The sequence below is a fragment of the uncultured Boseongicola sp. genome (genome assembly GCF_937988555.1).
GTDB lineage: Bacteria > Pseudomonadota > Alphaproteobacteria > Rhodobacterales > Rhodobacteraceae > Boseongicola.
The window spans coordinates 60,523-84,457 of the sequence record NZ_CALJXO010000200.1; the positions used below are offsets into that span (position 1 = coordinate 60,523).

Annotated in this window: 22 protein-coding genes; 9 read left to right on the forward strand and 13 right to left on the reverse strand. The window is 56.4% G+C overall.

Annotation, left to right across the window (positions count from 1 at the left end; translation table 11 throughout):
- Nucleotides 1-47: 47 nt before the first annotated feature.
- Nucleotides 48-1,772 carry an arginine--tRNA ligase gene (gene argS, locus Q1B15_RS11640; RefSeq protein ID WP_299753901.1) on the reverse strand — a complete coding sequence of 575 codons (1,725 nt, stop codon included), beginning with the start codon at nucleotides 1,770-1,772 and terminating at the stop codon, nucleotides 48-50.
- A 104-nt stretch (nucleotides 1,773-1,876) separates the two neighbouring features.
- Between argS and Q1B15_RS11645 the strand changes: the two genes are divergently transcribed.
- Nucleotides 1,877-2,386 (forward strand): GNAT family N-acetyltransferase, encoded by a 510-nt coding sequence (locus Q1B15_RS11645; protein WP_299753902.1) that lies wholly within the window; start codon nucleotides 1,877-1,879, stop codon nucleotides 2,384-2,386.
- Between the two features lie 10 nt (nucleotides 2,387-2,396).
- Here Q1B15_RS11645 and Q1B15_RS11650 read toward each other — a convergent pair whose 3' ends face one another.
- The 3 genes from Q1B15_RS11650 to Q1B15_RS11660 are packed head-to-tail and all read right to left on the reverse strand — an operon-like array spanning nucleotide 2,397 to nucleotide 4,221.
- Nucleotides 2,397-2,861 (reverse strand): hypothetical protein, encoded by a 465-nt coding sequence (locus Q1B15_RS11650; RefSeq protein ID WP_299753903.1) that lies wholly within the window; start codon nucleotides 2,859-2,861, stop codon nucleotides 2,397-2,399.
- Entirely contained in the window at nucleotides 2,861-3,019 is a 159-nt protein-coding gene (locus tag Q1B15_RS11655; protein ID WP_299753904.1) for a hypothetical protein, read from the reverse strand. Before Q1B15_RS11655 ends, Q1B15_RS11650 begins: the two co-directional genes overlap by 1 nt.
- A gap of 59 nt (nucleotides 3,020-3,078) precedes the next feature.
- Complete coding sequence (locus Q1B15_RS11660; protein ID WP_299753905.1) at nucleotides 3,079-4,221, reverse strand: deoxyguanosinetriphosphate triphosphohydrolase; 1,143 nt, start codon at nucleotides 4,219-4,221, stop codon at nucleotides 3,079-3,081.
- A 78-nt stretch (nucleotides 4,222-4,299) separates the two neighbouring features.
- On the opposite strand from Q1B15_RS11660, the gene Q1B15_RS11665 reads away from it, so the two are divergent.
- From Q1B15_RS11665 to Q1B15_RS11680, 4 genes are all read left to right on the forward strand, one after another.
- Nucleotides 4,300-4,632, forward strand: coding sequence for an iron-sulfur cluster assembly accessory protein (locus Q1B15_RS11665; RefSeq protein WP_299753906.1), 333 nt, complete (start codon nucleotides 4,300-4,302; stop codon nucleotides 4,630-4,632).
- Between the two features lie 249 nt (nucleotides 4,633-4,881).
- Entirely contained in the window at nucleotides 4,882-5,031 is a 150-nt protein-coding gene (locus tag Q1B15_RS11670) for an STAS/SEC14 domain-containing protein (protein WP_366141717.1), read from the forward strand.
- Nucleotides 5,032-5,443: 412 nt separating this feature from the next.
- Nucleotides 5,444-6,226, forward strand: coding sequence for an exodeoxyribonuclease III (gene xth / locus Q1B15_RS11675; RefSeq protein ID WP_299753908.1), 783 nt, complete (start codon nucleotides 5,444-5,446; stop codon nucleotides 6,224-6,226).
- Nucleotides 6,227-6,287: 61 nt separating this feature from the next.
- A complete protein-coding gene (locus tag Q1B15_RS11680) occupies nucleotides 6,288-6,719 on the forward strand; it encodes a hypothetical protein (protein ID WP_299753909.1) in 432 nt (143 codons plus the stop codon).
- 75 nt (nucleotides 6,720-6,794) lie between these two features.
- On the opposite strand, the gene uvrA is transcribed toward Q1B15_RS11680, so the two are convergent.
- The 8 genes from uvrA to Q1B15_RS11720 all read right to left on the reverse strand — a co-directional run bounded on the left by uvrA (nucleotide 6,795) and on the right by Q1B15_RS11720 (nucleotide 19,164).
- On the reverse strand, nucleotides 6,795-9,656 hold the full coding sequence (uvrA, locus tag Q1B15_RS11685; protein WP_299753910.1) for an excinuclease ABC subunit UvrA: 2,862 nt from the start codon (nucleotides 9,654-9,656) through the stop codon (nucleotides 6,795-6,797).
- Between the two features lie 92 nt (nucleotides 9,657-9,748).
- Nucleotides 9,749-10,867, reverse strand: coding sequence for an MFS transporter (locus Q1B15_RS11690; RefSeq protein ID WP_299753911.1), 1,119 nt, complete (start codon nucleotides 10,865-10,867; stop codon nucleotides 9,749-9,751).
- Nucleotides 10,868-10,984: 117 nt separating this feature from the next.
- The gene (locus tag Q1B15_RS11695; RefSeq protein WP_299753912.1) at nucleotides 10,985-11,140 is read right to left on the reverse strand and encodes a hypothetical protein; all 156 of its coding nucleotides are present in this window, start codon (nucleotides 11,138-11,140) and stop codon (nucleotides 10,985-10,987) included.
- A gap of 53 nt (nucleotides 11,141-11,193) precedes the next feature.
- Nucleotides 11,194-12,591 (reverse strand): dihydrolipoyl dehydrogenase, encoded by a 1,398-nt coding sequence (gene lpdA, locus Q1B15_RS11700; protein WP_299753913.1) that lies wholly within the window; start codon nucleotides 12,589-12,591, stop codon nucleotides 11,194-11,196.
- Between the two features lie 137 nt (nucleotides 12,592-12,728).
- Complete coding sequence (locus tag Q1B15_RS11705) at nucleotides 12,729-13,313, reverse strand: DUF924 family protein (RefSeq protein WP_299753914.1); 585 nt, start codon at nucleotides 13,311-13,313, stop codon at nucleotides 12,729-12,731.
- Nucleotides 13,314-13,372: 59 nt separating this feature from the next.
- Nucleotides 13,373-14,674 carry an MFS transporter gene (locus Q1B15_RS11710; RefSeq protein ID WP_299753915.1) on the reverse strand — a complete coding sequence of 434 codons (1,302 nt, stop codon included), beginning with the start codon at nucleotides 14,672-14,674 and terminating at the stop codon, nucleotides 13,373-13,375.
- Between the two features lie 84 nt (nucleotides 14,675-14,758).
- A complete protein-coding gene (gene queA, locus Q1B15_RS11715) occupies nucleotides 14,759-15,814 on the reverse strand; it encodes a tRNA preQ1(34) S-adenosylmethionine ribosyltransferase-isomerase QueA (RefSeq protein WP_299753916.1) in 1,056 nt (351 codons plus the stop codon).
- 5 nt (nucleotides 15,815-15,819) lie between these two features.
- Complete coding sequence (locus Q1B15_RS11720) at nucleotides 15,820-19,164, reverse strand: AsmA-like C-terminal region-containing protein (RefSeq protein ID WP_299753917.1); 3,345 nt, start codon at nucleotides 19,162-19,164, stop codon at nucleotides 15,820-15,822.
- A 115-nt stretch (nucleotides 19,165-19,279) separates the two neighbouring features.
- On the opposite strand from Q1B15_RS11720, the gene Q1B15_RS11725 reads away from it, so the two are divergent.
- The 4 genes from Q1B15_RS11725 (at nucleotide 19,280) to Q1B15_RS11740 (ending at nucleotide 22,617) form a co-directional block, all read left to right on the forward strand.
- A complete protein-coding gene (locus Q1B15_RS11725) occupies nucleotides 19,280-19,741 on the forward strand; it encodes a peroxiredoxin (RefSeq protein WP_299753918.1) in 462 nt (153 codons plus the stop codon).
- Nucleotides 19,742-19,807: 66 nt separating this feature from the next.
- Nucleotides 19,808-20,617: a ferritin-like domain-containing protein gene (locus tag Q1B15_RS11730; protein WP_299753919.1), complete on the forward strand. Its 810-nt coding sequence runs from the start codon at nucleotides 19,808-19,810 to the stop codon at nucleotides 20,615-20,617.
- A gap of 67 nt (nucleotides 20,618-20,684) precedes the next feature.
- Nucleotides 20,685-22,100 (forward strand): M23 family metallopeptidase, encoded by a 1,416-nt coding sequence (locus tag Q1B15_RS11735; RefSeq protein ID WP_299753920.1) that lies wholly within the window; start codon nucleotides 20,685-20,687, stop codon nucleotides 22,098-22,100.
- Nucleotides 22,090-22,617: a polymer-forming cytoskeletal protein gene (locus tag Q1B15_RS11740; RefSeq protein ID WP_299753921.1), complete on the forward strand. Its 528-nt coding sequence runs from the start codon at nucleotides 22,090-22,092 to the stop codon at nucleotides 22,615-22,617. Before Q1B15_RS11735 ends, Q1B15_RS11740 begins: the two co-directional genes overlap by 11 nt.
- Nucleotides 22,618-22,689: 72 nt before the next feature.
- Here the strand turns inward: Q1B15_RS11740 and Q1B15_RS11745 are convergent, their stop codons facing one another.
- A complete protein-coding gene (locus tag Q1B15_RS11745) occupies nucleotides 22,690-23,466 on the reverse strand; it encodes a DUF2189 domain-containing protein (protein WP_299753922.1) in 777 nt (258 codons plus the stop codon).
- Nucleotides 23,467-23,935 lie beyond the last annotated feature (469 nt).

Sequence of the window (23,935 nt, forward strand, 5' to 3'; positions counted from 1 at the left end):
TGGCTGGAAGGCGACACACGCTTTTTTTCTGATCCGAAACGCGTTTGTCAGCGCATCTCTTCGACCGGAGTCACACCCAGAATACCCAATCCTGTTGAAATAACAACGGCTACGGCGCGAGGTAGGGCGATTTTCGCCGCTGTCGCAGCACTATCGCCTTCATGAAGGAACCGTAGCTGAGGCTTGTCATTGCCGCGGTTCCACAAAGCGTGGAATTCCTGCGAGAGTTCATAGAGGTAAAAGGCCACCCGATGCGGCTCGTGATTGCGCGCGGCGATCTCGACCAGTCGTGGCCACTCTGCAATTTTCTGCGCCACCCGAAATTCGGCCTCGTCTTCCAACTTGGTGTTGTCAGAAAACTCAAGCCCCATTTCTTCCGCCTTGCGCATTACAGACCGGATCCGCGCATGCGCGTATTGCACATAGAAAACCGGGTTGTCTTTTGACTGCTCAATGGCCTTGGCGAAATCAAAATCAAGCGGCGCGTCATTCTTCCGAGTGAGCATCACAAACCGCGCCACATCCGGCCCGACCTGTTCGACCACATCGCGCAATGTCACGAACGTTCCGGCGCGTTTAGACATCTTGAACGGCTCACCGTCTTTATAAAGCTTAACAAGCTGCGTCAGCTTCACATCCAACGGAACGCGACCATCCGAAAGCGCGGATACAGCCGCATTCATCCGCTTCACATAGCCACCGTGATCGGCGCCAAAGACGTCGATCAACTCGTCAAAGCCACGATCAATCTTGTCCCAGTGATATGCAATGTCTGGTGCAAAATAGGTCCAGGCACCGTCCGACTTCATAATCGGGCGGTCAACGTCATCGCCATGCGCCGTTGAACGGAACAACGTCTGCTCGCGCGGCTCCCAGTCCTCAGGCATTTTGCCCTTGGGCGGCTCCAAAGTACCTTTGTAGATCAGCCCCTTACCATCCAGATCAGCAATCGCCTTTTCAATCATCCCCGAGCCATAAAGCGACTTTTCGCTAAAGAAGTGATCCATCTTAACACCAAGCGACGCCAAATCTGCTCGGATCAATTCCATCATCGCCTCAGTGGCAAATTCCCGAACTGGCGCCAGCCAAACATCCTCCGATTTATCCAGAAACTGATCCCCAAATTTGGCCTTCAACGCCTCGCCGACCGGCACCAGATAATCGCCCGGATACAAGCCTTCGGCAATTTCAGGCGAAAGCCCATGCGCTTCGCGGTACCGCTCAAACGCCGATCGTGCCAGCACATCCACCTGTGCGCCGCCGTCATTTATGTAGTATTCCCGCGTCACGTCATAGCCTGCAAACGCCAGCAAAGACGCCAGTGCATCCCCAAACACCGCGCCCCGTGTGTGACCCACATGCAAAGGCCCCGTGGGGTTCGCCGACACATATTCCACGTTAATCTTAACGCCCGCACCCATGCCGGAATGCCCAAAGGTCGTTCCAGAATCAATCGCCTCTGCGACCACGTCATGCCAGACATCCGGATGCAGCCGCAGATTCAAGAACCCCGGCCCGGCAATTTCGACCACCGCAATTCGCGGATCAGACGTTAGTCGCTTCGCCAAGCTGTCGGCGATCACCCGCGGCGTTTTTCCAGCGCCCTTGGCCAAAACCATCGCCGCGTTCGTCGCCATATCGCCGTGCGCTGCATCGCGCGGAGGCTCCACCGCCACATTGCCCCACGACAGCCCTGAAGGAAGCTCTCCGTCGGCCACCATAGCATCCAGTGTTTCGATCAAAGATGTGCGAATTTCAGCGAAAATGTTCATTGTTAATGCCCTTGGGAAGTTGCGAGCGGTTTACCACCGTCAGGACCCGCGTCAACGCCAGCACGCTGATTGACACCGACATCCGACGGCTACACCTTCCATCCATGACACACAGATTAGAATTTGTCGAAACCATCCACGACCGCGCCGCCGTTCGCAAACTGCTTTTCGACTATTATACTGATATATTGCCCCGTTTTGAGGCTCTTGGCGGCCCAGAACTTGATGCCGGTGATATGGCCGACGACACGCTCAACGACCCAGGCACTCTTTTGCCACCGCACCACCGGTTTCTTTTGGCCTACGATGTTTCCAACACCCTACTGGGCTGCGGAAGTCTCAAACGCATTCGGGATGATGCGGCTGAAATGAAGCGCATGTTCGTGCGCGACGCGGCTCGTGGCACCGGCCTTGGGCGCACCCTTTTTGAAGACCGCATCGCCGAGGCTCGTCGCATGGGCCTAAAATGGCTTTATGCCGATACAATCAAAGGCAACCGCGCCATGCTTGCGATTTACGAAAAGCATGGGTTCGACTACATCGACCGCTACCCCGAAAATACCAATCCCGAAGAATTTGCGCCGTACCTCGTTTTCCTGCGTCTCAAACTGTGACCCACGCGCGCTAAAACGCAGGTTTGCGCAAGATCACGAGATCATGCACGTTTACATCGAACTCGCCGTCTTTGCGCCAACGGCCACGCACAAACCGCTCCGGCACCAGACTCGCAGACCTAACCATGGCCCCAATCCGATCAAGCGAATATGCTGTCGGCCCCGAAACCAAATTGGCATCATTGTGGAATACCCCCTCTTCCACCTCATGCGGGAATGTCAGCGCACGACGCCCTTCGCCGCCATTGGATTGCAAATACGAAATAAGCCCCCGATCCATGATGAACGTTGACGCCAGGACACAGCCGCCGGGCCGCATCACAGGCGAGAACTCTGACAAATACCGTGCTGCATCGCCCGAAAACATGTGGGTAAACACCGAATAGAGGAAAGTCAGGTCCTGCAAGCGATCGTCAAAGAGGAATTCATACGTATCGATACCCTCCGCCCGGATTGTGCTGCCTGTCCGCCACATCAAAATCCACAAACCGAAACTGAGGCGCCGTTTGCGAAGTGCTCGTCAGATACCTCGCGAAACCGGTCAATCCGCCCGGTGCGCCACGCAAGATGGCGCGGGATTTGAAATCCGTGATGTTCAACCCATGTCGGAATAATTTGTTCGGGCTTGCACATGTCAGCGCGTCCTCAAATAACGCCACGCGGCCTAGCCAAGCAACCTTAAGGAACCGTTGCTAAGCGCTGTCAACGAACTTCTCATGACATTGGATTGCAAACCGGTCCGTCATGCCCGCGATATAGTCGGACACAAGACGCGCCAACTCAACTTCCCCCGACGCCTGCTCAACGTCCTTCCTCCACTGCTTTGGAAGCTGGTCGGGATTCTCCATAAAGAACGGAAACAGCTCTTCCACAACCTTGGTCACCTCGCGCCGCATCTCGACCACGGTCGGCGCGCGGTACATTCGCTCGAAAAGAAACTGCCGGATCACCTTCAGGTCAGCGAAAACCTCAGGCGAAAACCGAATAATCTGAAATCCCGCCCGGCGAATGTCATCCGCTGATCTCGGCCCAATTTCCAATAAAGACTGACGCGCTACCGCAATCACATCTTCGACCAAAACTCCGAAAAACCTCCGCAAAGCCTCGTGTCGCCGCCGGTAATAGTTCAAACTAGGATACAAACTATCCACGCGCTCAAAGCACCCAGCCAAAATCGGTAACTCTGCAAGCTCATCGGTCGAAAACAACTCTGCGCGCAAACCGTCGTGCAAATCATGATGGTTATACGCAACATCATCCGAAATTGCCGCCACCTGCGCCTCGGCACTCGCATAGGTGCCCAGTTCAAGATCAACCTCGGCCTGACATGCCGCCAAAGCCCAAGGCACATCGCCCAAAACCGGCCCGTTGTGCTTGGCAATCCCCTCAAGCGTCTCCCACGTAAGGTTCAATCCGTCAAAATCCGCATAATGCCGCTCAAGATGCGTGACGATCCGAATAGCCTGCGCGTTGTGATCAAACCCACCATACGGCGCCATCAACACGCCCAAAGCATCCTCGCCGGTATGCCCAAATGGCGTGTGGCCCAGATCATGGGCCAAAGCGACCGCTTCGGTAAGCTCTTCGTTTAACCCCAAAGCGCCGGCAATCGTGCGCGCCACTTGCGCCACTTCGATCGAATGGGTAAGGCGCGTGCGGAAATAGTCCCCCTCGTGCTCGATGAACACCTGGGTCTTGTGTTTAAGCCGCCGAAACGCGCTGGCATGGATGATCCGGTCCCGGTCACGCTGGAAACACGACCGGAAAGTACTCTCTTCTTCACCAAAGAGCCGACCCCGACTGTCCTCGGGGTTTGATGCATATGGCGCTCGCATATTCTGCCTGCGTCTTGTTCGCCTCTGTTAAACCCCTTATATTCACATATGAACTCAGGAAGAAACCGAGACAAACCTATGGACCTCAATATTCCGCCCCGCGTGACGCCCCGTGCCTTTGAGCGCCTCGCCGAGATTAATAACAACGACAAAGCTCCCAAAGCCTTGCGCATTGCCGTCGAAGGTGGCGGCTGCTCGGGCTTTCAATACAACATCGACCTAGACGAGCCCGCCGACGGGGACCTCATCCTCGAAGGCGTCGGCCAAAAAGTCGTGGTCGACGAAGTGTCCCTGCCGTTTCTCTCCAATGCTGTGATTGATTTCTCCGAAGAACTGATCGGCGCCCGCTTCACCATCGAAAACCCAAATGCCTCGTCCAGTTGTGGCTGTGGCGTCAGCTTTTCGATGTGAAGCCCACTCCCGGAGCCTGACTTCTGATAGAAAGAAAGGCCCATGTTTAAGATAACTCATCACGCAGGCGGCTTTGTTCGCCTCAATATCAGCCGCAAAGTCGGCGAGATCGAAATGAAGGATGGTCTCCCTCGCCCTTGTTGAAGCTGCCGACAAAAGCGACTTCCTCTACAAAATCGGCAAGTTGAATTCCCGGCGCTGCAAGCCATCGCCGTAGAGCTTGGCTACCTGCCACGTCTCTTCGCAAGCATTTCTGAAATTGGCAAAGTCGCGCTTGTGGCCGATCACGCTTGGCTCAGAAAAGCCGCCGACATCGAAGGCATGTTCATCCCCGGCCTCAGGATCGAGGCATTTCCCGCGGATGCGACCGCAGAAGCTGAAGCCTCGCCCAGGGCATAAGCCTCAACTTTTCGAACTCCAGCCAAGCCCCGCCCGCCCGTTCTTCACCTGTCGGCGGGGCCTGCACCTGAAATCACCTCAAACCTGCCCCATTCTTGCCGTGATTAATGGCCAGTAATAATGCATATTGTTTCTCAATTGGGATCAACGGCCTGAACCACCGCCCTTGCGAAACCAAAGCTTGAACCTTTTCCCTCAGGCGCGCCGGACCTCTTTGTTTTCCCTCAGAGCCCGGCGCGCCACTCCCTCAAAGCTTCACCCTTTAAAAAATGCCTCCACCGGAGGTCCAGAATGTCTTAAGAGACATCAAACCGCCCGAACGCCCGCACCGACGTTGTACCGAAGGATTACCGATAGTCCCTTGAACGCCCCTCGAACATGGCCCAAAACCTACTCAACCGGGGGACATTCCATGCGCATAGCGACCTTCAATATCAACGGCATCAAGGCCCGCATCAGCGCTTTGACGGACTGGTTGAACGACCAGAAACCAGACGTCGTTTTCCTGCAGGAAATTAAATCCATCGACGAGAACTTCCCTTGCGAATATTTCGAAGACATGGGCTATACTGTTGAAACACATGGGCAAAAATCATTCAATGGCGTGGCAATTCTATCTCGCTTGCCCCTAGAAGACGTCCAAAGGGGCCTACCTGGCGACGACACAGACGAACAAGCCCGCTGGATCGAAGCAACTGTCGTTGGCGACAAGAAACCAGTTCGCGTCTGTGGTCTCTACCTACCCAACGGCAATCCAAATCCTGGCCCGAAATATGACTACAAACTCGCCTGGATGAAGCGCCTGAAGACCCGCGCGCAAGCCCTTCTAAACACAGAAGAACCTGGCGTTATGTGTGGCGACTACAACGTCATTCCGCAAGATGAAGACGCCGCCAACCCGCAAGTCTGGCAAACCGACGCCCTGGCCCGCCCCGAAACCCGTGCGGCCTACCGTGAAATCCTCAATCTCGGCTTCACCGAGGCCTTTCGTACGCGCACCCAAGGCCCAGGTCACTACTCCTTTTGGGACTATCAGGCAGGCGCGTGGAACCGCAACGATGGCATTCGCATCGACCACCACCTCCTGACGCCACAAGCCGCTGATCTGCTTAAAGAATGCTGGATTGAAAACGCCGTCCGGGGCCGTGAAAAACCATCAGATCACGTACCGGTTTGGCTCGAACTCGACGCCTGACCCTCTGCCATATTTCCGCCCAAACCACTTGATAGCTATTTGGAAAGCCCGGAGACGCACAATGAAGCACATCGCCATCCTTGCCCTGACCGCACTGGCCCTTCTCGCAGCACCAACTGATCTGATTGCCGCCGGAAAAGGCGCGAAGAACTGCCCACCCGGCCTCGCAAAGAAAGCACCCGCCTGTGTGCCACCTGGTCTCGCCAAAAAAGGCGTCACAGCCGAAGATCGCGGCTACGACATCGGCGACCGGATTGAGGACGCAGACTACATCGTGCTGCGCGAAGGAGACCGCGTCATCTTCGAAGGCCGCGAATACGTTGTCGTCGACACGAATAACGGAACCGTATTGCGCCGTGGCGATGATCGCTATCGCCTGCCCCGCAGTTCGTCGTCCGACTACGTCCGGATTGGCGGAAGTCTAATAAAAGTCGACCGCCATACAAAAGAAGTAATAGATCTCATCCGCATCGCGGACCTAATTCTAGGCTAAGCAATCCAGCCCATTAGTCAATTTCCTCCCGTCAATCTGCGAGAACTTCCAAACACGCCGCAATGCGTCGCGCCATCACTCCGCAGCCACGCGCGCGACACCCAACATCCCCGCCAGATAGTGCCCGGTATGCGATCGCGCTTCCAATGCTACCGTCTCAGGCGTGCCAACAGCGACAATCTCACCGCCGCCATCGCCGCCTTCCGGCCCAATATCAATGATCCAATCCGCCGTCTTGATCACATCCAGATTGTGCTCAATCACCACGACGGAATTTCCCTGATCCACCAATTCATGAAGCACTTCCAGGAGCTTACGCACGTCTTCAAAATGCAGACCCGTCGTCGGCTCATCCAAAATATAAAGCGTTCGGCCGGTCGAGCGCTTCGACAGCTCCTTTGATAGCTTCACCCTCTGCGCTTCACCACCCGACAGGGTCGTTGCCTGCTGTCCAACCTTGATATACCCAAGCCCAACTCGCATAAGCGCGTCCATTTTCTCTCGAATCGATGGCACCGCCCTGAAAAAGGTTTGCGCGTCTTCAACCGTCATGTCCAAAACATCGGCAATCGACTTGCCCTTAAACCGGATTTCCAAGGTCTCGCGATTGTACCTCGCGCCCTTGCAGGTTTCACAGGTTACATACACATCCGGCAAGAAGTGCATCTCGATCTTGATCACCCCGTCGCCCTGACAGGCCTCACAGCGTCCGCCCTTCACGTTGAACGAGAACCGCCCAGGCTTGTATCCACGCGTCTTCGATTCCGGCAGTCCAGCAAACCAGTCGCGAATTGGTGTGAACGCACCAGTATATGTCGCGGGGTTCGAGCGCGGTGTGCGCCCAATGGGGCGCTGGTCAATATCGATGACTTTATCGAGATGTTCCAAGCCCTTAATCGTCTCGCAAGGTGCCGGCGTCTGTCGCGCGCCATTCAGCCGCATCGACGCCGTCTTGAACAAAGTCTCAATCGTCAAAGTTGACTTTCCGCCTCCCGAAACCCCTGTCACACAAACGAACTTTCCAAGCGGGAATTCCGCGGTAATGTCCTTAAGATTGTTGCCGGTCGCCTTCACTACTTTCAGCGTTTTATTGTTTCCTTTGCGCCGCTCATTTGGCACTGGAATTTTCCGCCGTCCTGACAAGTAGTCGCCAGTCACACTCTTCTTATTGGCGATGATCTTCGCGGGCGTACCGTGCGCAACCACCTCACCGCCATGCACTCCGGCGCCCGGACCGATATCAAAAACGTAATCCGCCTCGCGGATCGCTTCCTCATCATGCTCAACTACGATCACTGTATTGCCTTGGTCACGCAAGTTTTTCAGCGTCAAAAGCAACCGGTCGTTGTCTCGCTGATGCAGACCAATCGAGGGCTCGTCGAGCACATAAAGTACGCCGGTTAATCCCGACCCGATCTGACTGGCAAGGCGTATCCGCTGACTTTCGCCACCCGACAGAGTCCCGGCATTTCGCGCCAATGTCAGATACTCCAAGCCGACGTTGTTGAGGAACCCAAGCCGTTCCCTGATCTCCTTCAAAATCGCACGCGCAATCTCGTTTTTCTGCGCGCTCATCGTTTCCGGCGCGGCCTCTATCCAGGCGAGCGCCTCGCGGATCGACATCCGCACGATCTCACCCACATGCAGTCCGCCGATCTTGACCGCCAAAGCCTCGGGGCGCAGTCGAAAGCCACCGCAGGCTCCGCACGAGCGATTGTTCTGAAAGCGCTCAAACTCCTCACGAATCCAATTCGAATCAGTCTCTCGGTAGCGTCTTTCCATATTCGGAATGACGCCTTCAAACGGCCGCAACACCTGATACACCCGCCCGCCTTCGTCGTAACGGAACTTTATCTCCTCCTTGCCCGAGCCATACAGGAAAACCTGCTGCACTTTCTCAGGCAAATCTTTCCATTTGGTGTTCTTGTCGAATTCGAAATGCTTCGCAATTGATTCAATTGTCTGCAAAAAGTACGGAGACTTTCCTTTGCGCCAAGGCGCAAGCGCCCCATCATAGATTTTTAGATTCTGGTCAGGGACCACTAGCCGTTCGTCGAAAAACAGCTCTACACCAAGGCCGTCACATGATTGACAGGCCCCAAATGGCGCATTGAACGAAAACAGTCGCGGTTCGATCTCGGGGATTGTGAAGCCACTGACCGGGCAGGCAAAGTTTTCAGAAAAGGTAAACCGCTCGGGCTCTTCTTCATCGCCGACGGCCGTCTCTAGAATTGCGATACCATCTGCCAGATCAAGTGCTGTGCGGAACGAATCGGCCAGCCGTGTTTCCAACCCCTCGCGCACAACAAGACGGTCAACAACCACATCAATATCGTGGCGGAACTTCTTATCAAGCGTCGGTGGTTCGTCCAGTTCGTAGAATTGTCCGTCAACTTTTACGCGTTGAAAGCCGTGTTTACGAAGTTCTAAGAATTCTTTGCGATACTCCCCCTTGCGATCGCGTACGATGGGGGCCAGCAAAAACGCCCGCGTCCCTTCCTCCATCGTCATAACGCGGTCGACCATGTCCTGAACCTGCTGTGCCTCAATCGGCAAACCGGTTGCAGGCGAAAAAGGAGTACCCGCACGCGCAAATAAAAGGCGCATATAGTCATAGATCTCCGTGACGGTACCGACCGTGGAACGGGGATTCTTCGATGTCGTCTTCTGTTCAATCGAAATGGCCGGAGAAAGCCCTGAGATATGATCAACGTCGGGCTTTTGCATCATATCGAGGAACTGTCGCGCATAAGCCGAAAGGCTTTCGACATACCGGCGCTGCCCTTCAGCGTAGATCGTATCGAAAGCCAATGAAGACTTTCCCGATCCCGATAGCCCTGTGATCACCACAAGCTTATCGCGTGGGATATCCACATCGATATTTTTCAGATTGTGCTCGCGCGCACCGCGCACTTCGATGTTCTTCAAGTCGGCCATCACGTCACCTCTCGCCATTGAACAGAGAGATAGCGGCCCGTCCGCAAATCTCAATGGCGTAAACGGAACAATACAAGAACATCAGCCGTCCGTCACGCGGATTTCTCGATCTTTCTGTGGATAAGCCAAACCAACCCGCATCCAACGGCCGAAATGACAATTGCCGCCACCGCAAGTCCATTAAATCCAAACATCAATACGGCGGCAAAAAGAGGCGTAGAGGCGGCCGTTCCGATGTTGCCAAGTTGGGCAATCGCGCCGTTTGCGCGCGCTTGATCCGCCGGGTCCTTATTCAGCGCCGGAACGTTGGCAAACGACGCCCCGGGAACAAGACCAACGATCACGAAAAGCGCCATGACGATCCAAATCCGCGCAGGTTCGGGGGCGATCAATACCATTAAGAACCCGACAGATGTCAGCGAAAACCCCATCAGAAGGATCGACTTCGGTGCATACCAACGTGCCAGCCATCCTGCTCCAAAGGTGCCAATCAACGCGACCAAAGGTAGGACCGGCCCCGTCCATGCCCCCAAAACTTTAGGTAAAAATGTGAGCAATCCTAGGAACATAATTGTGTGCCATAAGAACCCAAGCGCGGGCGCAACCATCCTTGGCGATCCGTAAATCGCGACGTGGCGCGCCAGAACGTTTCCCTCCCAAACGCCCCGCGCCAGACCGCGCGGTGACAACGGCCAAAGGGCACCCATCAATACCAGCCCGAACGCTCCGTGTACGATATATGACTGTGATGGGCCCGCTAAAAGCGGGATCACGGCCGCGGCGCCTGCAAAGCCTACGCCAAAGAACGTCCCCCAAAGCCCCATGGCCACGGATACATCACGAGGCGTCGAAACCGCTGCCATCAACGTCGGAGCTGCGACGACAATGGCCAGATGGCTGAACCCTTCGACAATTCGCAAACCCATAAATATTTGAAAAGACGGTAAAACTGATTGAGAGAGCGAAATCACCGATGCACTTGCAAGTGCGACCAACAAAACGCGACGCGCCCCAAATTGTGCAACGATCATGCCCGCAGCGACACCAAAAAGGATGCCCGCAACGGAAAGCGCCGACACCGCAAACGGCAAAGCCGCGCCCGGGTAGATGCGTCCCAAATCAACCAATGTCAAAGAAATTTTTGCGAACTGCGCGGCGGCAAACAGCCCCGTAAGAAAGAGAAGTCCGATCAAGCGCCAGTCTGTTCGCATGGAGACGCTTGTCGCAGACTCGCCCGAAGCGTCAAGCGTTATCCCGCGGCCTCCGACACAAACGCCACAAGATATTTAGATCCAAAAGTAGGACCAGTGCTGCTCCGATCTGACCGATTAAAACTGCCCCCCAAAGGTCGTCAGAACCGACAGGTAAATGCTCCACGGCAAACCAAGAAATAATGGCCAAACCACTGCCATCCCGTCAGGAGCAACGTTGAACAACCCTTGCGACCCAATGATCGTGATCGCAAACGCGCCAAGATAAAGCAAAATGCCGGCCCCAAGTAGGAGCCGGCATATCAACGCGTTACGTGTCGTGGCGATCAAATGTGAATGACGCGATCATAAGCATCAAGCACACTTTCATGCATCATCTCTGACAATGTTGGATGCGGGAAGACTGTATTCATCAAATCTTCTTCAGTCGTCTCCAACTGACGCCCCACAACATAACCTTGGATCAATTCGGTCACTTCCGCGCCGATCATATGTGCACCAAGAAGCTCTCCGGTTTTCTCGTCAAACACAGTCTTAACCATGCCCTCGGTTTCGCCCAAAGCGATCGCCTTGCCATTGCCGATGAAAGGGAAACGACCAACTTTGATTTTATACCCAAGCTCTTTCGCTTTCGCTTCGGTGTACCCAACCGAGGCCACCTGCGGATGACAATAAGTACACCCTGCAATCGATTCTGGCTTAACCGGATGGACTTTGTTTTTGCCCGCGATCAACTCTGCAACCATCGTACCTTCGTGGCTCGCCTTGTGCGCCAGCCAAGGCGCGCCCGCGATGTCGCCAATCGCGTAAAGCCCGTCAACGCCTGTTCGACAGAATTCATCTGTCACAACATGGGTGCGATCAATTTTGACGCCCAGTTCCTCCAGCCCGAGCCCTTCGACATTGCCGACGATGCCCACCGCAGAAATCACGGCGTCAAAGTCCATCTTCTCAATTTTGCCATTCGCTTCGATATGCGCTGTGACCTTGCCCTTGTCGCGATCAAGCTGCTTGACCATGGATTTCTCCATGATTTTCATGCCCTGCTTCAAGAACGACTTCTTCGCAAATGCGGATATTTCGGCATCTTCCACCGGCAGAACGCGATCCATGACTTCAACCACAGTTGTGTCCGCCCCAAGCGTGTTGTAAAAACTCGCGAATTCAATTCCGATGGCACCCGACCCGATGACCAGAAGCTTTTTGGGCATCCGTGGTGGCTGCAAAGCATGCTTGTACGTCCAGACAAGATCACCGTCCGCCTCAAGTCCAGGCAATTCGCGCGCACGCGCGCCGGTCGCAAGGATGATGCTTTTCGACTGCAACTCTTCGACGCCTTTGTCCGTCTTGACCGAAACCTTGCCTTTGGAAGGCAGGGTTGCCGCACCCATAAAGACCTCGACCTTGTTTTTCTTCATCAGATGCACGACGCCACCGTTCAACTGCTTGGCCACACCGCGTGAGCGCTTCACCACAGCATCCAGATCGTACTCAATCCCTTCGACCTTCAGGCCGAATTCTTTGGCACGATGCATCAGGTGAAAAACTTCGGACGACCGAAGCATCGCTTTGGTTGGGATGCAGCCCCAGTTCAGGCAAATCCCGCCCATGTGCTCGCGTTCAACGATCGCCACCTTCAGGCCCAGTTGGCTGGCACGGATCGCGGCGACATATCCACCGGGACCTGCCCCGATCACCACCACGTCAAAAGTTTTAGCAGCCATTGGTTTCCTCCTGCGGCGATATTGTTCTACGTTAAACTATTTGCCACATTCGGAATGCCTTGTCACCCTAACGACGATGCTTCGGGGGAAGCCCCGCTACCCGTTGGGCGCAATGCTCTAGGCAACCAAAATAGTGTTCAGGCCGCCTCTGCCGCTTTCATTGCCTCAACCGTCGCCCCATAGCCGCCCTGCTCAAGGAAGACCGCTTCGGCTTCCGGCGTAAGACGCGACAAAGCCGCGTTCCGGTTGGGGAAACGGCCGAACTTGCGGACAACTTCGCGGTGTGCTTTGGCATGAAGAAGGTTTATGCCGCCGGTCTCTGGCATCCGCGTCATGATAAGACGCACGGCGCGGTCCTGATCGCTCAGGCACTCGGCATGAACCAGAGGCATATAAAAGAACTGCCGCGCGGGTTCGTCAATCTTCAGGTCCCATCCGCGCGAAATAGACGCTTTTGCTGCTGCTCTCGCCAGACCGTCTGAAGCGAATGCCTTTGGCGTGTCGCGAAACATGTTCCGCGAAAATTGATCCAGAAGGATAATATACGCCAAAGTCCCGGTCGCATGTGTAAGCCACAAGGACAATGCGCCCTCGCAAGCACGATTGTACACACATTCGAAACGGTCTCGCATTTCTTGATCAAGCTCGGACCCACCAGCATACCAGCCTTCCGGGCCTTGTTCGTCCAGCCAAAAGGCCAGAATGTCCTCAGGGTTCGTCATAATGCCACACTTCACTCCACCAAGTTTCACTTCCCCGTAATCGAATCGTTAACGAAAGATCATGATCGATCAAGGGGGTCGTCCTCATTTGGTTCTTCTTCGTCGTCATTTTCGACATTTTCAGCATAGTAATCCTGTGCCGCTTCAGCCGCTACCATGGTTCCTGTCGGCATCATCGGCGCGTAGCTTACCGCATCATAGCCTTCGGCTTCCTCGCTGTAGACCGACGCGCGTTGTGTCATCCGCCAGGCCACAAACGCCGCCATCGCAAACATGAAAAAGCTGAGGTAGACCCAGAACCCGCCAGGTCCAAACCTGGTCAGCATCCAACCCGTGATCATTGGGCCCATGATAGCGCCCAGGCCATTAATGAAAATCAGACCACCGGCTGCGGCGGCCATATCCTCCACCTGAAGATAGTCGTTCGTATAGGCGATCAGCAGGGCATAAAGCGGGTTGGACATCCCACCCATAATGAAGGCTGCAAACAGCACGACTTCAAAACTGCTTCCAAAGACCAGCCCCAATATGCCCGCCGACCCGCCGCCCAGTGCGGCCGCGAGAATCATCACGCGCCGATCCATCCGATCCGATAGCCAGCCAAACGGGTACTGAAACACCATGCCGCCGATAAAGATTGCCGAGACGAAAATCGAGATCTCGGCAACACTAAACCCTGCTCGCGTGCCGTAAACTGACGCCATGCCAAATTGGGCTGCAAAAATCGCGCCCAGCAAAAACATGCCAACGCAGCCAAGCGGTGAGAACTCATAGATCTGCCTCAGCGTCATCGGTTTTGTTGTTTCAAAAGTTGGTGATTTGGCAGCAGACAAAAGGATCGGCGCGAACGATAAAGAAACAAGAACCGACGGGATCACGAACAGGATAAACCCGGCCGGGTCCGCCACGTTCAACAGCGCCTGACTGGCCACAATCCCAAGCATCTGCGCCATGACATATAGTGACAAAGACTGACCGCGCGTCTCGTTGGTCGCCGAATTGTTCAGCCAGCTTTCCGCTGTCACATACACGCCCGAAAACGAGAACCCAAAGACCACGCGCAATGCGATCCAGGCCCAGGGGTCTGTGATTGTCGGGTAAAGGATCAAAACGGCAGAAATAAACGAGGCCAAAGCGGCAAAAACGCGGACGTGCCCCACGCGACGGATCATCTCGGGCGCCATCCGTGATCCGATCAGGAAGCCCGCAAAGTACGCAGAGGTTATGACTGACAGCTCTATCGTCGAGAAATTCTCAATCGACCCTCGAATACCAATAAGGGAGCCCTGAAGACCGTTTCCGACCATCAAAAGAAGAATTCCGAGAAGAAGTGCCCATGTACTGCCGAGAACCTTGAGCATGGTTAGTCTCCGTTGCCCTTTCAACCGCCTTAGCGCCCGCGTTGATAGCGGACACGCTTGCCTACGACTTGACCCCGGTCGCTTTCAGCCCTTTGGCAGCAAAAGTGACGCATCACCATAGGAAAAGAAGCGGAATTCACGCAAAATCGCATGAGTATAAATCTCGCGAATACGTTCAGACCCCATGAACGCCGAAACAAGCATCATCAGTGTTGATTTTGGCAGATGAAAATTGGTCATCAAAGCATCCGTAATCTTGAAACGGAATCCGGGCGTGATGAAAATATCCGTCGCCCCCTCCCACGCCGAGATTGTCCCGTCCGGCGCCGCGGCGGTTTCGATCAGTCGCAGCGCCGTTGTGCCGACCGGAATAATCCGCCCACCGCCAGCGCGTGTTGCGTTCATAGCTTCGGCAGCTTGCGCGGTCACCGTGCCTCGCTCGGCATGCATCTTGTGGTCACTGATGTCGTCGACTTTCACCGGCAAGAACGTGCCCGCCCCCACATGCAGCGTGATGTAAGTGATCTCGACCCCGTGCGCCGTCAACGCCGCCATTAAGGCGTCATCAAAATGCAGCGAGGCGGTCGGGGCAGCAACCGCCCCTGTCGCGCGCGCCCAGATCGTCTGGTAGTCCTCTTTGTCCTGCGCATCGGACTTGCGCAGCGCCTCGATATAAGGCGGCAAAGGCATCGCACCCGCCGCATTCAAAGCGGCATCAAAATCATCGCCGGTAAGGTTGAAACGCAGCGCCGCTGTCCCCTCGGCACGCCCCATCACTTCCGCTGTCAAAATGTCGGAAAACCGGATCACCTCGCCATCGCGGACTTTCCGCAAAGGCTTCAGCAGGGCCATCCAGTTCCCATCAGCAAGAGGATCCAGAAGCGTCGCCTCAATCCGTGCTTGCGTCACGCCCGCCTCGCCGTCACGCACCCGCATGCCCGAAAGCCGCGCCGGGATCACTTTTGTGTCGTTCACGATTAACCGGTCGCCAGGCCGTAGAAACGACGGCAAATCAAGTGCCTGCGCCTCGTCGATCGCCACCGGGCCCGCCACCAAGAGACGTGACGACGACCGCGGGCGCGCCGGGCGCGTTGCAATCAACCCCTCGGGAAGATCAAAATCAAAATCAGAAAGTTTCATGGTACTCAATTCGTTGGCGGCGGGCGGCGGAAAATTTCGCGAAACAGACCCGGCGTCAGGATCGACAATGGATTAACCCCGACGGTTGGCGCATTTGCAGGGCCGCTCACGCGGTAATTGAAGCCAAACAGACCTTCACCGCGACGACTAACGACCGATCCGACCGCATTCAGAAAATACAGCGGCGACACCACGCCCTGCAAATCAATCTCCTTGGCATCGAGGTCATAAAGTCCTGCTGCCGAGATGCCAAGCGACACGCCAATCGCCGCCGCCTCTTCCAAAACAAGCGCGTCCGGTGTCAACCTGAAACGGCCGTCCACAGTGGCAAAGCGAATACCCTGCCCCGAAAGCTGATCTATCAAGCCCACAAGGCTGATGGTGTCCAACAAAGCAGCCATCACCGGTGCATTCTGAATACGGATGTCTTCGATCAGAAACTCGCCACGCAGTGTGCCGGGCGCAGCCGTTGTGTCCGGTGTCAGCACAAGATCAAGCGTGCCGCCCATGGCGTTTTTCGTCAGCCCGGTCGACCGCACGACGCCGCCCGCATCACTGGCCTGAAGCCGGATTGCCGTCCCCCCATTGGCAGGCGCCAGCGTGCCTCGCACCGTGGTCTGGCCATTGAGCCGGGCTTCGAACGTGCCCGAAAGCCCGGCTTGCCCTGCATCAACCTCACCGGTCAAAGGCGCGAACGTGATGCTGTCGGACAAAACGAAGCTGTCAAGGGATACGGAAATCGGCGTACGGTCCCCGCCGCTTTCTGACACGGCAGCGCGCGGGAACTTGCGGAAATCAAGCGTCCCGCCCTCAATTGAAATCGCAGGCGACAGCCCCGCACCTCGTGGCGTTATCCGCGCGCGCGCATCAAGCCATCCCCCAACCCGCACTTGATCAAAAACCGCAGCCTCAAGCCCACCGTCCGCCGTCAAAGACAATCGCCCGTCCAACGCCAGACCGGGCGCCGAAATCTCTAGGCTTTGCACATCGGGAACGTCGCCAAGCCGCGCTACCAACTCCAACCCTGCCGGACTGCCCGGCTCCTTCGACCAGTTTAGCGCCGCGATTCGCATCCCTAAACCTTTAAGGTCAGATGCCACCGATAACAGCGGTGCCACATCTGGTTTTACCTCAAGCACATAGTCCGCACGGGTAGAGCCGCTGATCAGATCGCCGGGCAGTGGCAAACCAAACGCCTGAATGGCATCCGGTCCAAGCGTGACGCGCCCGGTAATACGGCTTCCTTCGGCACGCGCACCATCGCCCAGCGGCTGACGCCAATCTGCGGTCAGCGAAACGCCGTCAAGGTCAGCCGGACCGGCAATCCGCACTTCCTCAACAGAAGCCGAAAGCGCCATCCCGCGCGACGTCAGCACGCGCCCTGGCACGATAACTTCCGAACGGACGTCACTGAGCTGCCCCGTTACCTGATAGGTGACGTCCTCGGCGTCAATTCCATCCTTCAAAGGAAGCGTGACCCGCGCCGTCACTTCACCAATACCTTGCGCCAGATCAATCCCGCGCTCAGCCCTTTCCATAAGGCGCAAAGGTCGATTATTCGTTACCGAAAGCAGCGCCGGAATAGTTCCGCGCGCGCGTATCTCAAACTCGCCCATTGCAGGTCTTTGTTCGGTGTCCGGCACCCGAAACGTCGAGCCCGCGATATCAACGAAATCGCCAGTCCCAGCCATCACTCCGCCACCGGTCATCAGCAAATTAAAGACATCATCGTGGATGACGCCCCGGCCCGTCGCCCCCATGATCCGGGGCATATCGCGCAGAAACTGCACCTCACCTTGTGTAAAATCGAAGGTCAGCCCCATATCAAGCTTCTCGCCGGGGGACTTTCGCAGGGCGACATTGACGTCCTCAAGTAGCCCCGCTTTGACGTTGGAATTCAGCCATCCGCGCGTCACCGGAGCCTCGATTAGCGGCCAAAACTCCATTACTGTTGTGGTCGCGATACGCTGCGTGGCGGCATCCAGCGAAAGCGACCACCCGTCAGCCCCCGCCGAGACGACCCCACGCCCACGGATCGGTGCATCGTCGTTAGAAAGCGCAATCTGCGCCAATTCGACAGTGAACGGATCAAGCCGAAGCCGTAAATCCGCCCTAACGTCCTGCACCGCCACCGGCGCTTCGAAAACGTCCGCCCGGTCCAAGGCAAATTCTGAAATGAGAAACTGCCCTATAAATGCGTCCGGCCAGCCATCGGTGACTTCTGTCAGGTAGGTATGCCCCGTGGCCGTTGCCTCAAACGTTTCGGATTTCACCGCAACTTCGGTAAAATCAATACGTTGAAGGGCAGGATCAAACTCGAAATACGCACGCGCGACATCAAATCCGATTGGGTCCGCCCCCCCCGCAGGGCTCAATGCCCCGTCAGCGATGTCCAGAGTGCCCGACAGCCGCGCCAGCCCTTCCCCCCCGTCATATTCAGCCCGTACCGCGCCCGATATCGGCGCATCCAGCACGCCAAGCCATGACAGGGCCGGCGACTGCACCGCAATGTCGGCCGCAGCCACATCGACCAACCGCATTCCCAACGCGATATCGCGCGTGGCGTCATCGAAGGAAAATGACAACTGCACTTCAGCAACGTCATCCGTCCCGTTGAAGACATCCGACGACACCGACAGTGTCAGCCCGCTGGTCGAACGCCGCAGTTGCAACGACGCATTCGTGGCCTGCCATATGCGCCCGGTCCGCGCATCCTCAAGCGCGAACACCACGCGCTCGGCAGACACATCCTGAATGGACGCAAGCGGGCCTTCGGTCAAAGCCGCATCAAGCGCGCTCAAAATATCCGGAAGGCTTTGCGTTTCCCGCGGCACGCCACCTGCAGAACCAAAAGCAAAGGTTCCATCAGCTGCGCGCCGCAACGTGACCTGCGCCCCGTTCAGCACCACATGCTCTGCCGCAAATCGTCCGCGCAAAAGCCCGCTTGGCGACAACCGCGCCGACACACCGTTCAAAACCGCAACACCGCCCCCGCCCGTATCGCCGATCGACACATTCGACAGCCGCACCCTTGGCGCCAGATCGCGCCCCAAAGTGACGGCCACGGCGCCGATTTTTACCGCTCCGTCAGGCAGCCGTTCCGACACCGATACTGCAATCCGGTCCCGTATGCTATCCGGCAAAGGTACCGCGCGATCCGACAAAATCAGCCCACCCAGAAACAAGACAAAACTTGCCAGAACAACCGTCGAGATAAGCCCCCTGCCAAGCCGCCCATGCCGCTTGGCGCGCGCAACACGGCGCTCCGCCCGCGTCCGAGTGCGACGCCCAGGCTTGGGGGTGTCTGCCTCGGGCTGAGACTTAACTTCCGACTTTGGTTCCCTGGTCATAGACGTCTTTTCTATCTTTTTCCTGCCTCGCGCTCTGTATTCTCTGCCGATCCGCGCTAAAACCCAACAGGCATTCGTGACGCATCTTGTGAAACTTCTGAAAAAGGACTGCCCCATGTCGCTTGAAGGAAAAACCGCCCCTGATTTCACGCTCCCACGCAATGGTGGCGGAGACGTTACCCTGTCTGCGTTACGCCCCTCAAAAGTTGTTCTGTATTTTTATCCGAAGGACGACACCAGCGGATGCACCAAAGAAGCGATTGGCTTCACCGAAGCAAAGGCCGCGTTCAAAGCTGCCGGCGCCGTTGTGGTCGGCATTTCCAAAGACTCCGCCGCAAAGCATGACAAATTCATTGCCAAGCACGACCTTGATGTGATCCTTGCCTCGGACGCCGATGGTGACGTCTGCGAAACCTATGGCACCTGGGTCGAAAAGCAGATGTACGGCAAGAAATACATGGGGGTCGAGCGCGCGACCTATCTGATTGACGGAGCGGGAACGGTGGTGCGTGAATGGCGCAAAGTAAAAGTCCCTGGACATGTCGACACCGTTCTGGCGGCCGCACAAGAAAGCTAAACTCCCTCGCCCTTGACTGTCTTCGCGGATAGCCAAAGGGCGACAGGCCTTAAGGGACTATTCAGCATGGCAACGCTTGCAGAAATGGCGGTCGAGGTCCTAACCACCGCCAATGGCCGCGAAAAAACAGCGATCAGCCGCGCAAATGCAGCCCGATGGGTTGCTGCGCGTGGCGCGGGCGACGATATCGCTGTGGGGCACGCAGCTCCCCCTGCCTTTCCCGCGCGCCCTGAACGACCCGAACTGGTGTCGCCGCGCGATGTACCGCGACGCAAACCCGGCTCCCCTGACGGTCGGATTGCCCTTCTTCACGCCGTGGCGCACATCGAACTCAACGCCGTTGATTTGCACTGGGATCTTATCGCACGGTTCACGGACGTCTCCATGCCGCCCGGATTCTATGACGATTGGGTCAAAGCCGCAGACGAAGAATCTAAACATTTCAATCTAATGTCTGACTGTCTTGAAGCACTTGGCAGCCATTACGGCGCACTCCCGGCACACGCGGGCATGTGGCGCGCAGCAGAGGACACCGCCGGCGATCTTATGGGACGCCTTGCGGTCGTCCCCATGGTGCTGGAGGCGCGCGGGCTTGATGTGACGCCCGGCATGATCGAGGTTTTCCGCAAAGCCCAAGCAGACGACGCAGTGGCCGCCCTTGAAACGATCTATAGCGAAGAGGTCGCGCATGTGGCTTACGGCTCGAAGTGGTTTCACTTCCTATGCGGGCGAGACGGCCTTGATCCCAAACCCGAATTTCATGCCCTTGTCCGGCGCTATTTCCACTCAACCCTTAAGCCACCGTTCAACGAAGAAAAGCGTGCCGAGGCTGGCATCCCTCCCGATTTTTACTGGCCGTTAACCAACGAAGCCTGAAAGTCGGCGATATTCTGCCGAATTCATCAATTAAAACGACCTCTTAGGCCCACACGGGTCAGCGTGGTTGCCAGAGTTTTCCACAGCCGTTAACACCATGGAGTTGGCAGTCTTCGGGGGAATGATGCCGCATTGGGACAACGATGACGGGACAGGCAGAGTGATCCAAAGCTTCGCGAAAAAAATTCATGCGTCTCTCGAACGCGCATTCCCCGAACAAAGGCTTTTCCTGCGTTCGGATACAGAAACCCGCTTCATTCGCCTTTCGCCTACGACCCAATTCGTAGGCCTGACAGGCTCGGCCCTTTTGGTGGGTTGGACGATTATTTCCTCGGCCATTCTCTTGATGCAAAGTCTTGGCGCTGGCGACCTGCGCGAACAGGCACTGCGCGATCAGGCTGTTTACGAGGGCCGGCTGAACACTCTTGCCTCTGAACGCGACACGCGCGCAACCGAAGCCTCCGATGCGCAGGCACGGTTTGCCGTCGCTCTTGCCGAGGTTTCAGCGATGCAGTCGCGGCTTTTAAGGTCGGAAGAACGCGCTAAGGAATTCGCCACCGGCATCGACGTCATTCAAACCACGTTACGCGACGCGATGAACGAAAGAGACTTCGAACGTTCCAAAAACGAAACGCTGATCGCACGTATCGCTGAAACTGAGGCTGCAAGCCCGGAAGTGACCCGGATGAGCGATCTTGAGACCACGCTTGATTTTCTGTCCGTCGCTCTTGGCGATATCGCAGTCGAGCGTGACGAAATGCAATTGTACGTCGCAGAAGCCGAAAGCGCGCTTGACCGCGTCGCGCTGGACGCGCGCCTCGGAGACGAGCGCAATGAGCGCATCTTCAGCCAGATCGAAGACGCCGTTGAAACATCGCTGACCCCGATCGACAATATGTTCTCAGCCGTCGGACTGCCCACCGACAGTATTCTCGAACAAGTTCGTCGCACCTATTCAGGCCAGGGCGGACCGCTAACGCCTATCCGCGTCTCCACGTCAGGCGACGCCGAGATTGATCCAATAACCTCGCGCGCAAACGAAGTTCTTGGGCGCCTGGACGAATTGAACCTTTATCGCATCGCCGCCGAGAAGCTTCCTTTCGGCTTTCCTGTGCGCGGCAGCTATCGTAGCACCAGCGGCTTTGGCCCGCGTTGGGGCCGCACGCACGAAGGCCACGACTGGGCCGGATCGCGCGGCACACCAATACACGCAACCGCGGATGGAACGATCGTGCATGCTGGTCGTCAGGGCGGATATGGCAATCTGATCAAAATCCGCCACGACTTCGGATTCGAGACCCGCTACGCCCATTTGTCAAAAATCCGCGTACAAGTTGGCCAAAGGGTCTCGCGCGGCGAGCGTATCGGTGATATGGGAAATACCGGACGGTCGACGGGCACCCATCTTCATTATGAAGTGCGCGTCGGCGGTAAAGCCACCAACCCGTTGAAATACATCAAGGCAGCAAGAGATGTTTTCTAAAAGCAAAATAAACGAGCCGGGCCCCAAAACGGACGCGCCGGCGGATACTGAGAAAAAGGCCTCCGATATGAATCAACCAAAATCCGGAACAGACTTCACCTCATCGACCCCCAAGGCGAAGCCCCCTGCGTCGGTCCTTTCGGCTGATCTGAACATCACCGGTGACATTAAGACCACCGGTGACATCCAGATCGAAGGTAAAGTTGAAGGAGATATTCGCGCTCACCTTTTAACCGTCGGCGAAGGCGCCACGGTAAACGGCGAATGCATTGCGGATGACGTTGTGGTCAACGGCCGTGTTGTCGGGAAAGTGCGCGGATTGAAGGTGCGCCTGACCTCTACTGCACGTGTCGAAGGCGACATCATCCACAAAACCATCGCGATTGAATCCGGCGCTCATTTTGAGGGATCGGTTCAGCGTCAAGAAGACCCGCTAGCCGGTGCTAAGGCCGGCATGTCGACGAAGCCTGCAACGGCTCCGACGCCCTCTGCGTCTTCGCCTGACACCAAAAGCTAATCTCCTGATTCTACAGGCAAACAAAAGGCCCGCGCTTTAATCGTGCGGGCCTTTTTCGTGCGCTATGCACCATCACACCGGGTGATATAGCGCCCGCCGATACAGATGCCATGTTGCATGACCCAAGACCGGCAACGCCACAAACAACCCCAAAAACGCGGGCAACATCGCCACAAATAATAGTACCGCTATCAGCACCGCCCAGGCGCCAAGCACCGCCTTGTTTCTGGCAACTGTCTTAAGGCTAATCAGCATCGCGGTCACAAAATCGACTTCCTTGTCCACCAATAACGGCAAGGACATCACCGCAATCCCGTAGACAAAGAACGCCACGCCAGCCCCCACCAAAGCCTGCATGACCATCATCGCGATGCCATTGGAGGTGAAATAAATCTCATAAGAACTGCTCACATTCGTCAGCGCCGACAACCCAAAGAACATCGCGAACGTCATATGGGCGAAAAAGCTCCAAAACAGGAAAATCAGCGTCAGAATAACCCCGATCCAGGGCAACTGGCGCGTGCGTTCGCGCCAGACCACACCCACGATTTCCGATTGTTCCAGCGGCTCGCCTGCTTCAATACGGCGGCTCACCTCGTAAAGCCCGACAGCAGCAAATGGCGCGACCAAAGGGAAACCCAAAGCAAAAGCCAGCGTCCACAGGAATGTCCCCGCCCCAATCCAGACAAGCCCGACGCCCACTAAAACGTAAAACGCGCTAAACGCCAATCCATACCCCGGAGCCCGCCGGAAATCCCAAAGTCCCGCCTTCAGCGAGGACCAAAGCTCTGCAAAAGTCACCTGCCCAATCTCCGGGATCGGCGATGCTTCACGTTCGTCCGGTTCCATTAAGCCCTCTCACGCCACGGATATGCTCTAAGGTACAAAAGCACGCTGCCTGCCGGGCCGCAAGGCAGCGCAACTGGCTCATTCGTCCTGCGGACACAACAGTCGGATCAATCCCGACAAGTGCCATATAATCAGTGCGCACCACCGCATGCTCTGCGCACAAGGCCGTCGAGCGCGCATTGTCGTCCCGCACACCACTGTAAAACTTCTAAAATCCAATATCCTCGGACATCCGCACCATCGCATCGGCACCAAGGATCAACGCAATTTTCTCTCGCCGACGGTCAGGGTGTGTGGACAACATCCCCCACCAACAATGATCACCCACCGGCGCCGGTGGATGGAAACAGTCAACCGCTCCAGCAGAGGCCACAACCCGTCCGCTCGCGCGACAACAAAATCACGCCGCGTCTTAATTGCCCCCCGCATCACCGCCGCCGCAGTTGGCAAGACCCCGCACAGTCAAGGG

What these genes read in the sequence shown, in the direction of transcription:
- Q1B15_RS11690 (WP_299753911.1), bottom strand. Translation starts at nt 10,867, where the DNA reads ATGCGAACAGACTGGCGCTTGATCGGACTTCTCTTTCTTACGGGGCTG.
- Q1B15_RS11745 (WP_299753922.1), bottom strand. Translation starts at nt 23,466, where the DNA reads ATGGAACCGGACGAACGTGAAGCATCGCCGATCCCGGAGATTGGGCAG.
- Q1B15_RS11725 (WP_299753918.1), top strand. Translation starts at nt 19,280, where the DNA reads ATGTCGCTTGAAGGAAAAACCGCCCCTGATTTCACGCTCCCACGCAAT.
- Q1B15_RS11680 (WP_299753909.1), top strand. Translation starts at nt 6,288, where the DNA reads ATGAAGCACATCGCCATCCTTGCCCTGACCGCACTGGCCCTTCTCGCA.
- Q1B15_RS11720 (WP_299753917.1), bottom strand. Translation starts at nt 19,164, where the DNA reads ATGACCAGGGAACCAAAGTCGGAAGTTAAGTCTCAGCCCGAGGCAGAC.
- Q1B15_RS11660 (WP_299753905.1), bottom strand. Translation starts at nt 4,221, where the DNA reads ATGCGAGCGCCATATGCATCAAACCCCGAGGACAGTCGGGGTCGGCTC.
- Q1B15_RS11730 (WP_299753919.1), top strand. Translation starts at nt 19,808, where the DNA reads ATGGCAACGCTTGCAGAAATGGCGGTCGAGGTCCTAACCACCGCCAAT.
- Q1B15_RS11665 (WP_299753906.1), top strand. Translation starts at nt 4,300, where the DNA reads ATGGACCTCAATATTCCGCCCCGCGTGACGCCCCGTGCCTTTGAGCGC.
- Q1B15_RS11655 (WP_299753904.1), bottom strand. Translation starts at nt 3,019, where the DNA reads ATGTGCAAGCCCGAACAAATTATTCCGACATGGGTTGAACATCACGGA.
- Q1B15_RS11645 (WP_299753902.1), top strand. Translation starts at nt 1,877, where the DNA reads ATGACACACAGATTAGAATTTGTCGAAACCATCCACGACCGCGCCGCC.
- Q1B15_RS11650 (WP_299753903.1), bottom strand. Translation starts at nt 2,861, where the DNA reads ATGTGGCGGACAGGCAGCACAATCCGGGCGGAGGGTATCGATACGTAT.
- Q1B15_RS11740 (WP_299753921.1), top strand. Translation starts at nt 22,090, where the DNA reads ATGTTTTCTAAAAGCAAAATAAACGAGCCGGGCCCCAAAACGGACGCG.
- argS (WP_299753901.1), bottom strand. Translation starts at nt 1,772, where the DNA reads ATGAACATTTTCGCTGAAATTCGCACATCTTTGATCGAAACACTGGAT.
- uvrA (WP_299753910.1), bottom strand. Translation starts at nt 9,656, where the DNA reads ATGGCCGACTTGAAGAACATCGAAGTGCGCGGTGCGCGCGAGCACAAT.
- queA (WP_299753916.1), bottom strand. Translation starts at nt 15,814, where the DNA reads ATGAAACTTTCTGATTTTGATTTTGATCTTCCCGAGGGGTTGATTGCA.
- xth (WP_299753908.1), top strand. Translation starts at nt 5,444, where the DNA reads ATGCGCATAGCGACCTTCAATATCAACGGCATCAAGGCCCGCATCAGC.
- lpdA (WP_299753913.1), bottom strand. Translation starts at nt 12,591, where the DNA reads ATGGCTGCTAAAACTTTTGACGTGGTGGTGATCGGGGCAGGTCCCGGT.
- Q1B15_RS11710 (WP_299753915.1), bottom strand. Translation starts at nt 14,674, where the DNA reads ATGCTCAAGGTTCTCGGCAGTACATGGGCACTTCTTCTCGGAATTCTT.
- Q1B15_RS11705 (WP_299753914.1), bottom strand. Translation starts at nt 13,313, where the DNA reads ATGACGAACCCTGAGGACATTCTGGCCTTTTGGCTGGACGAACAAGGC.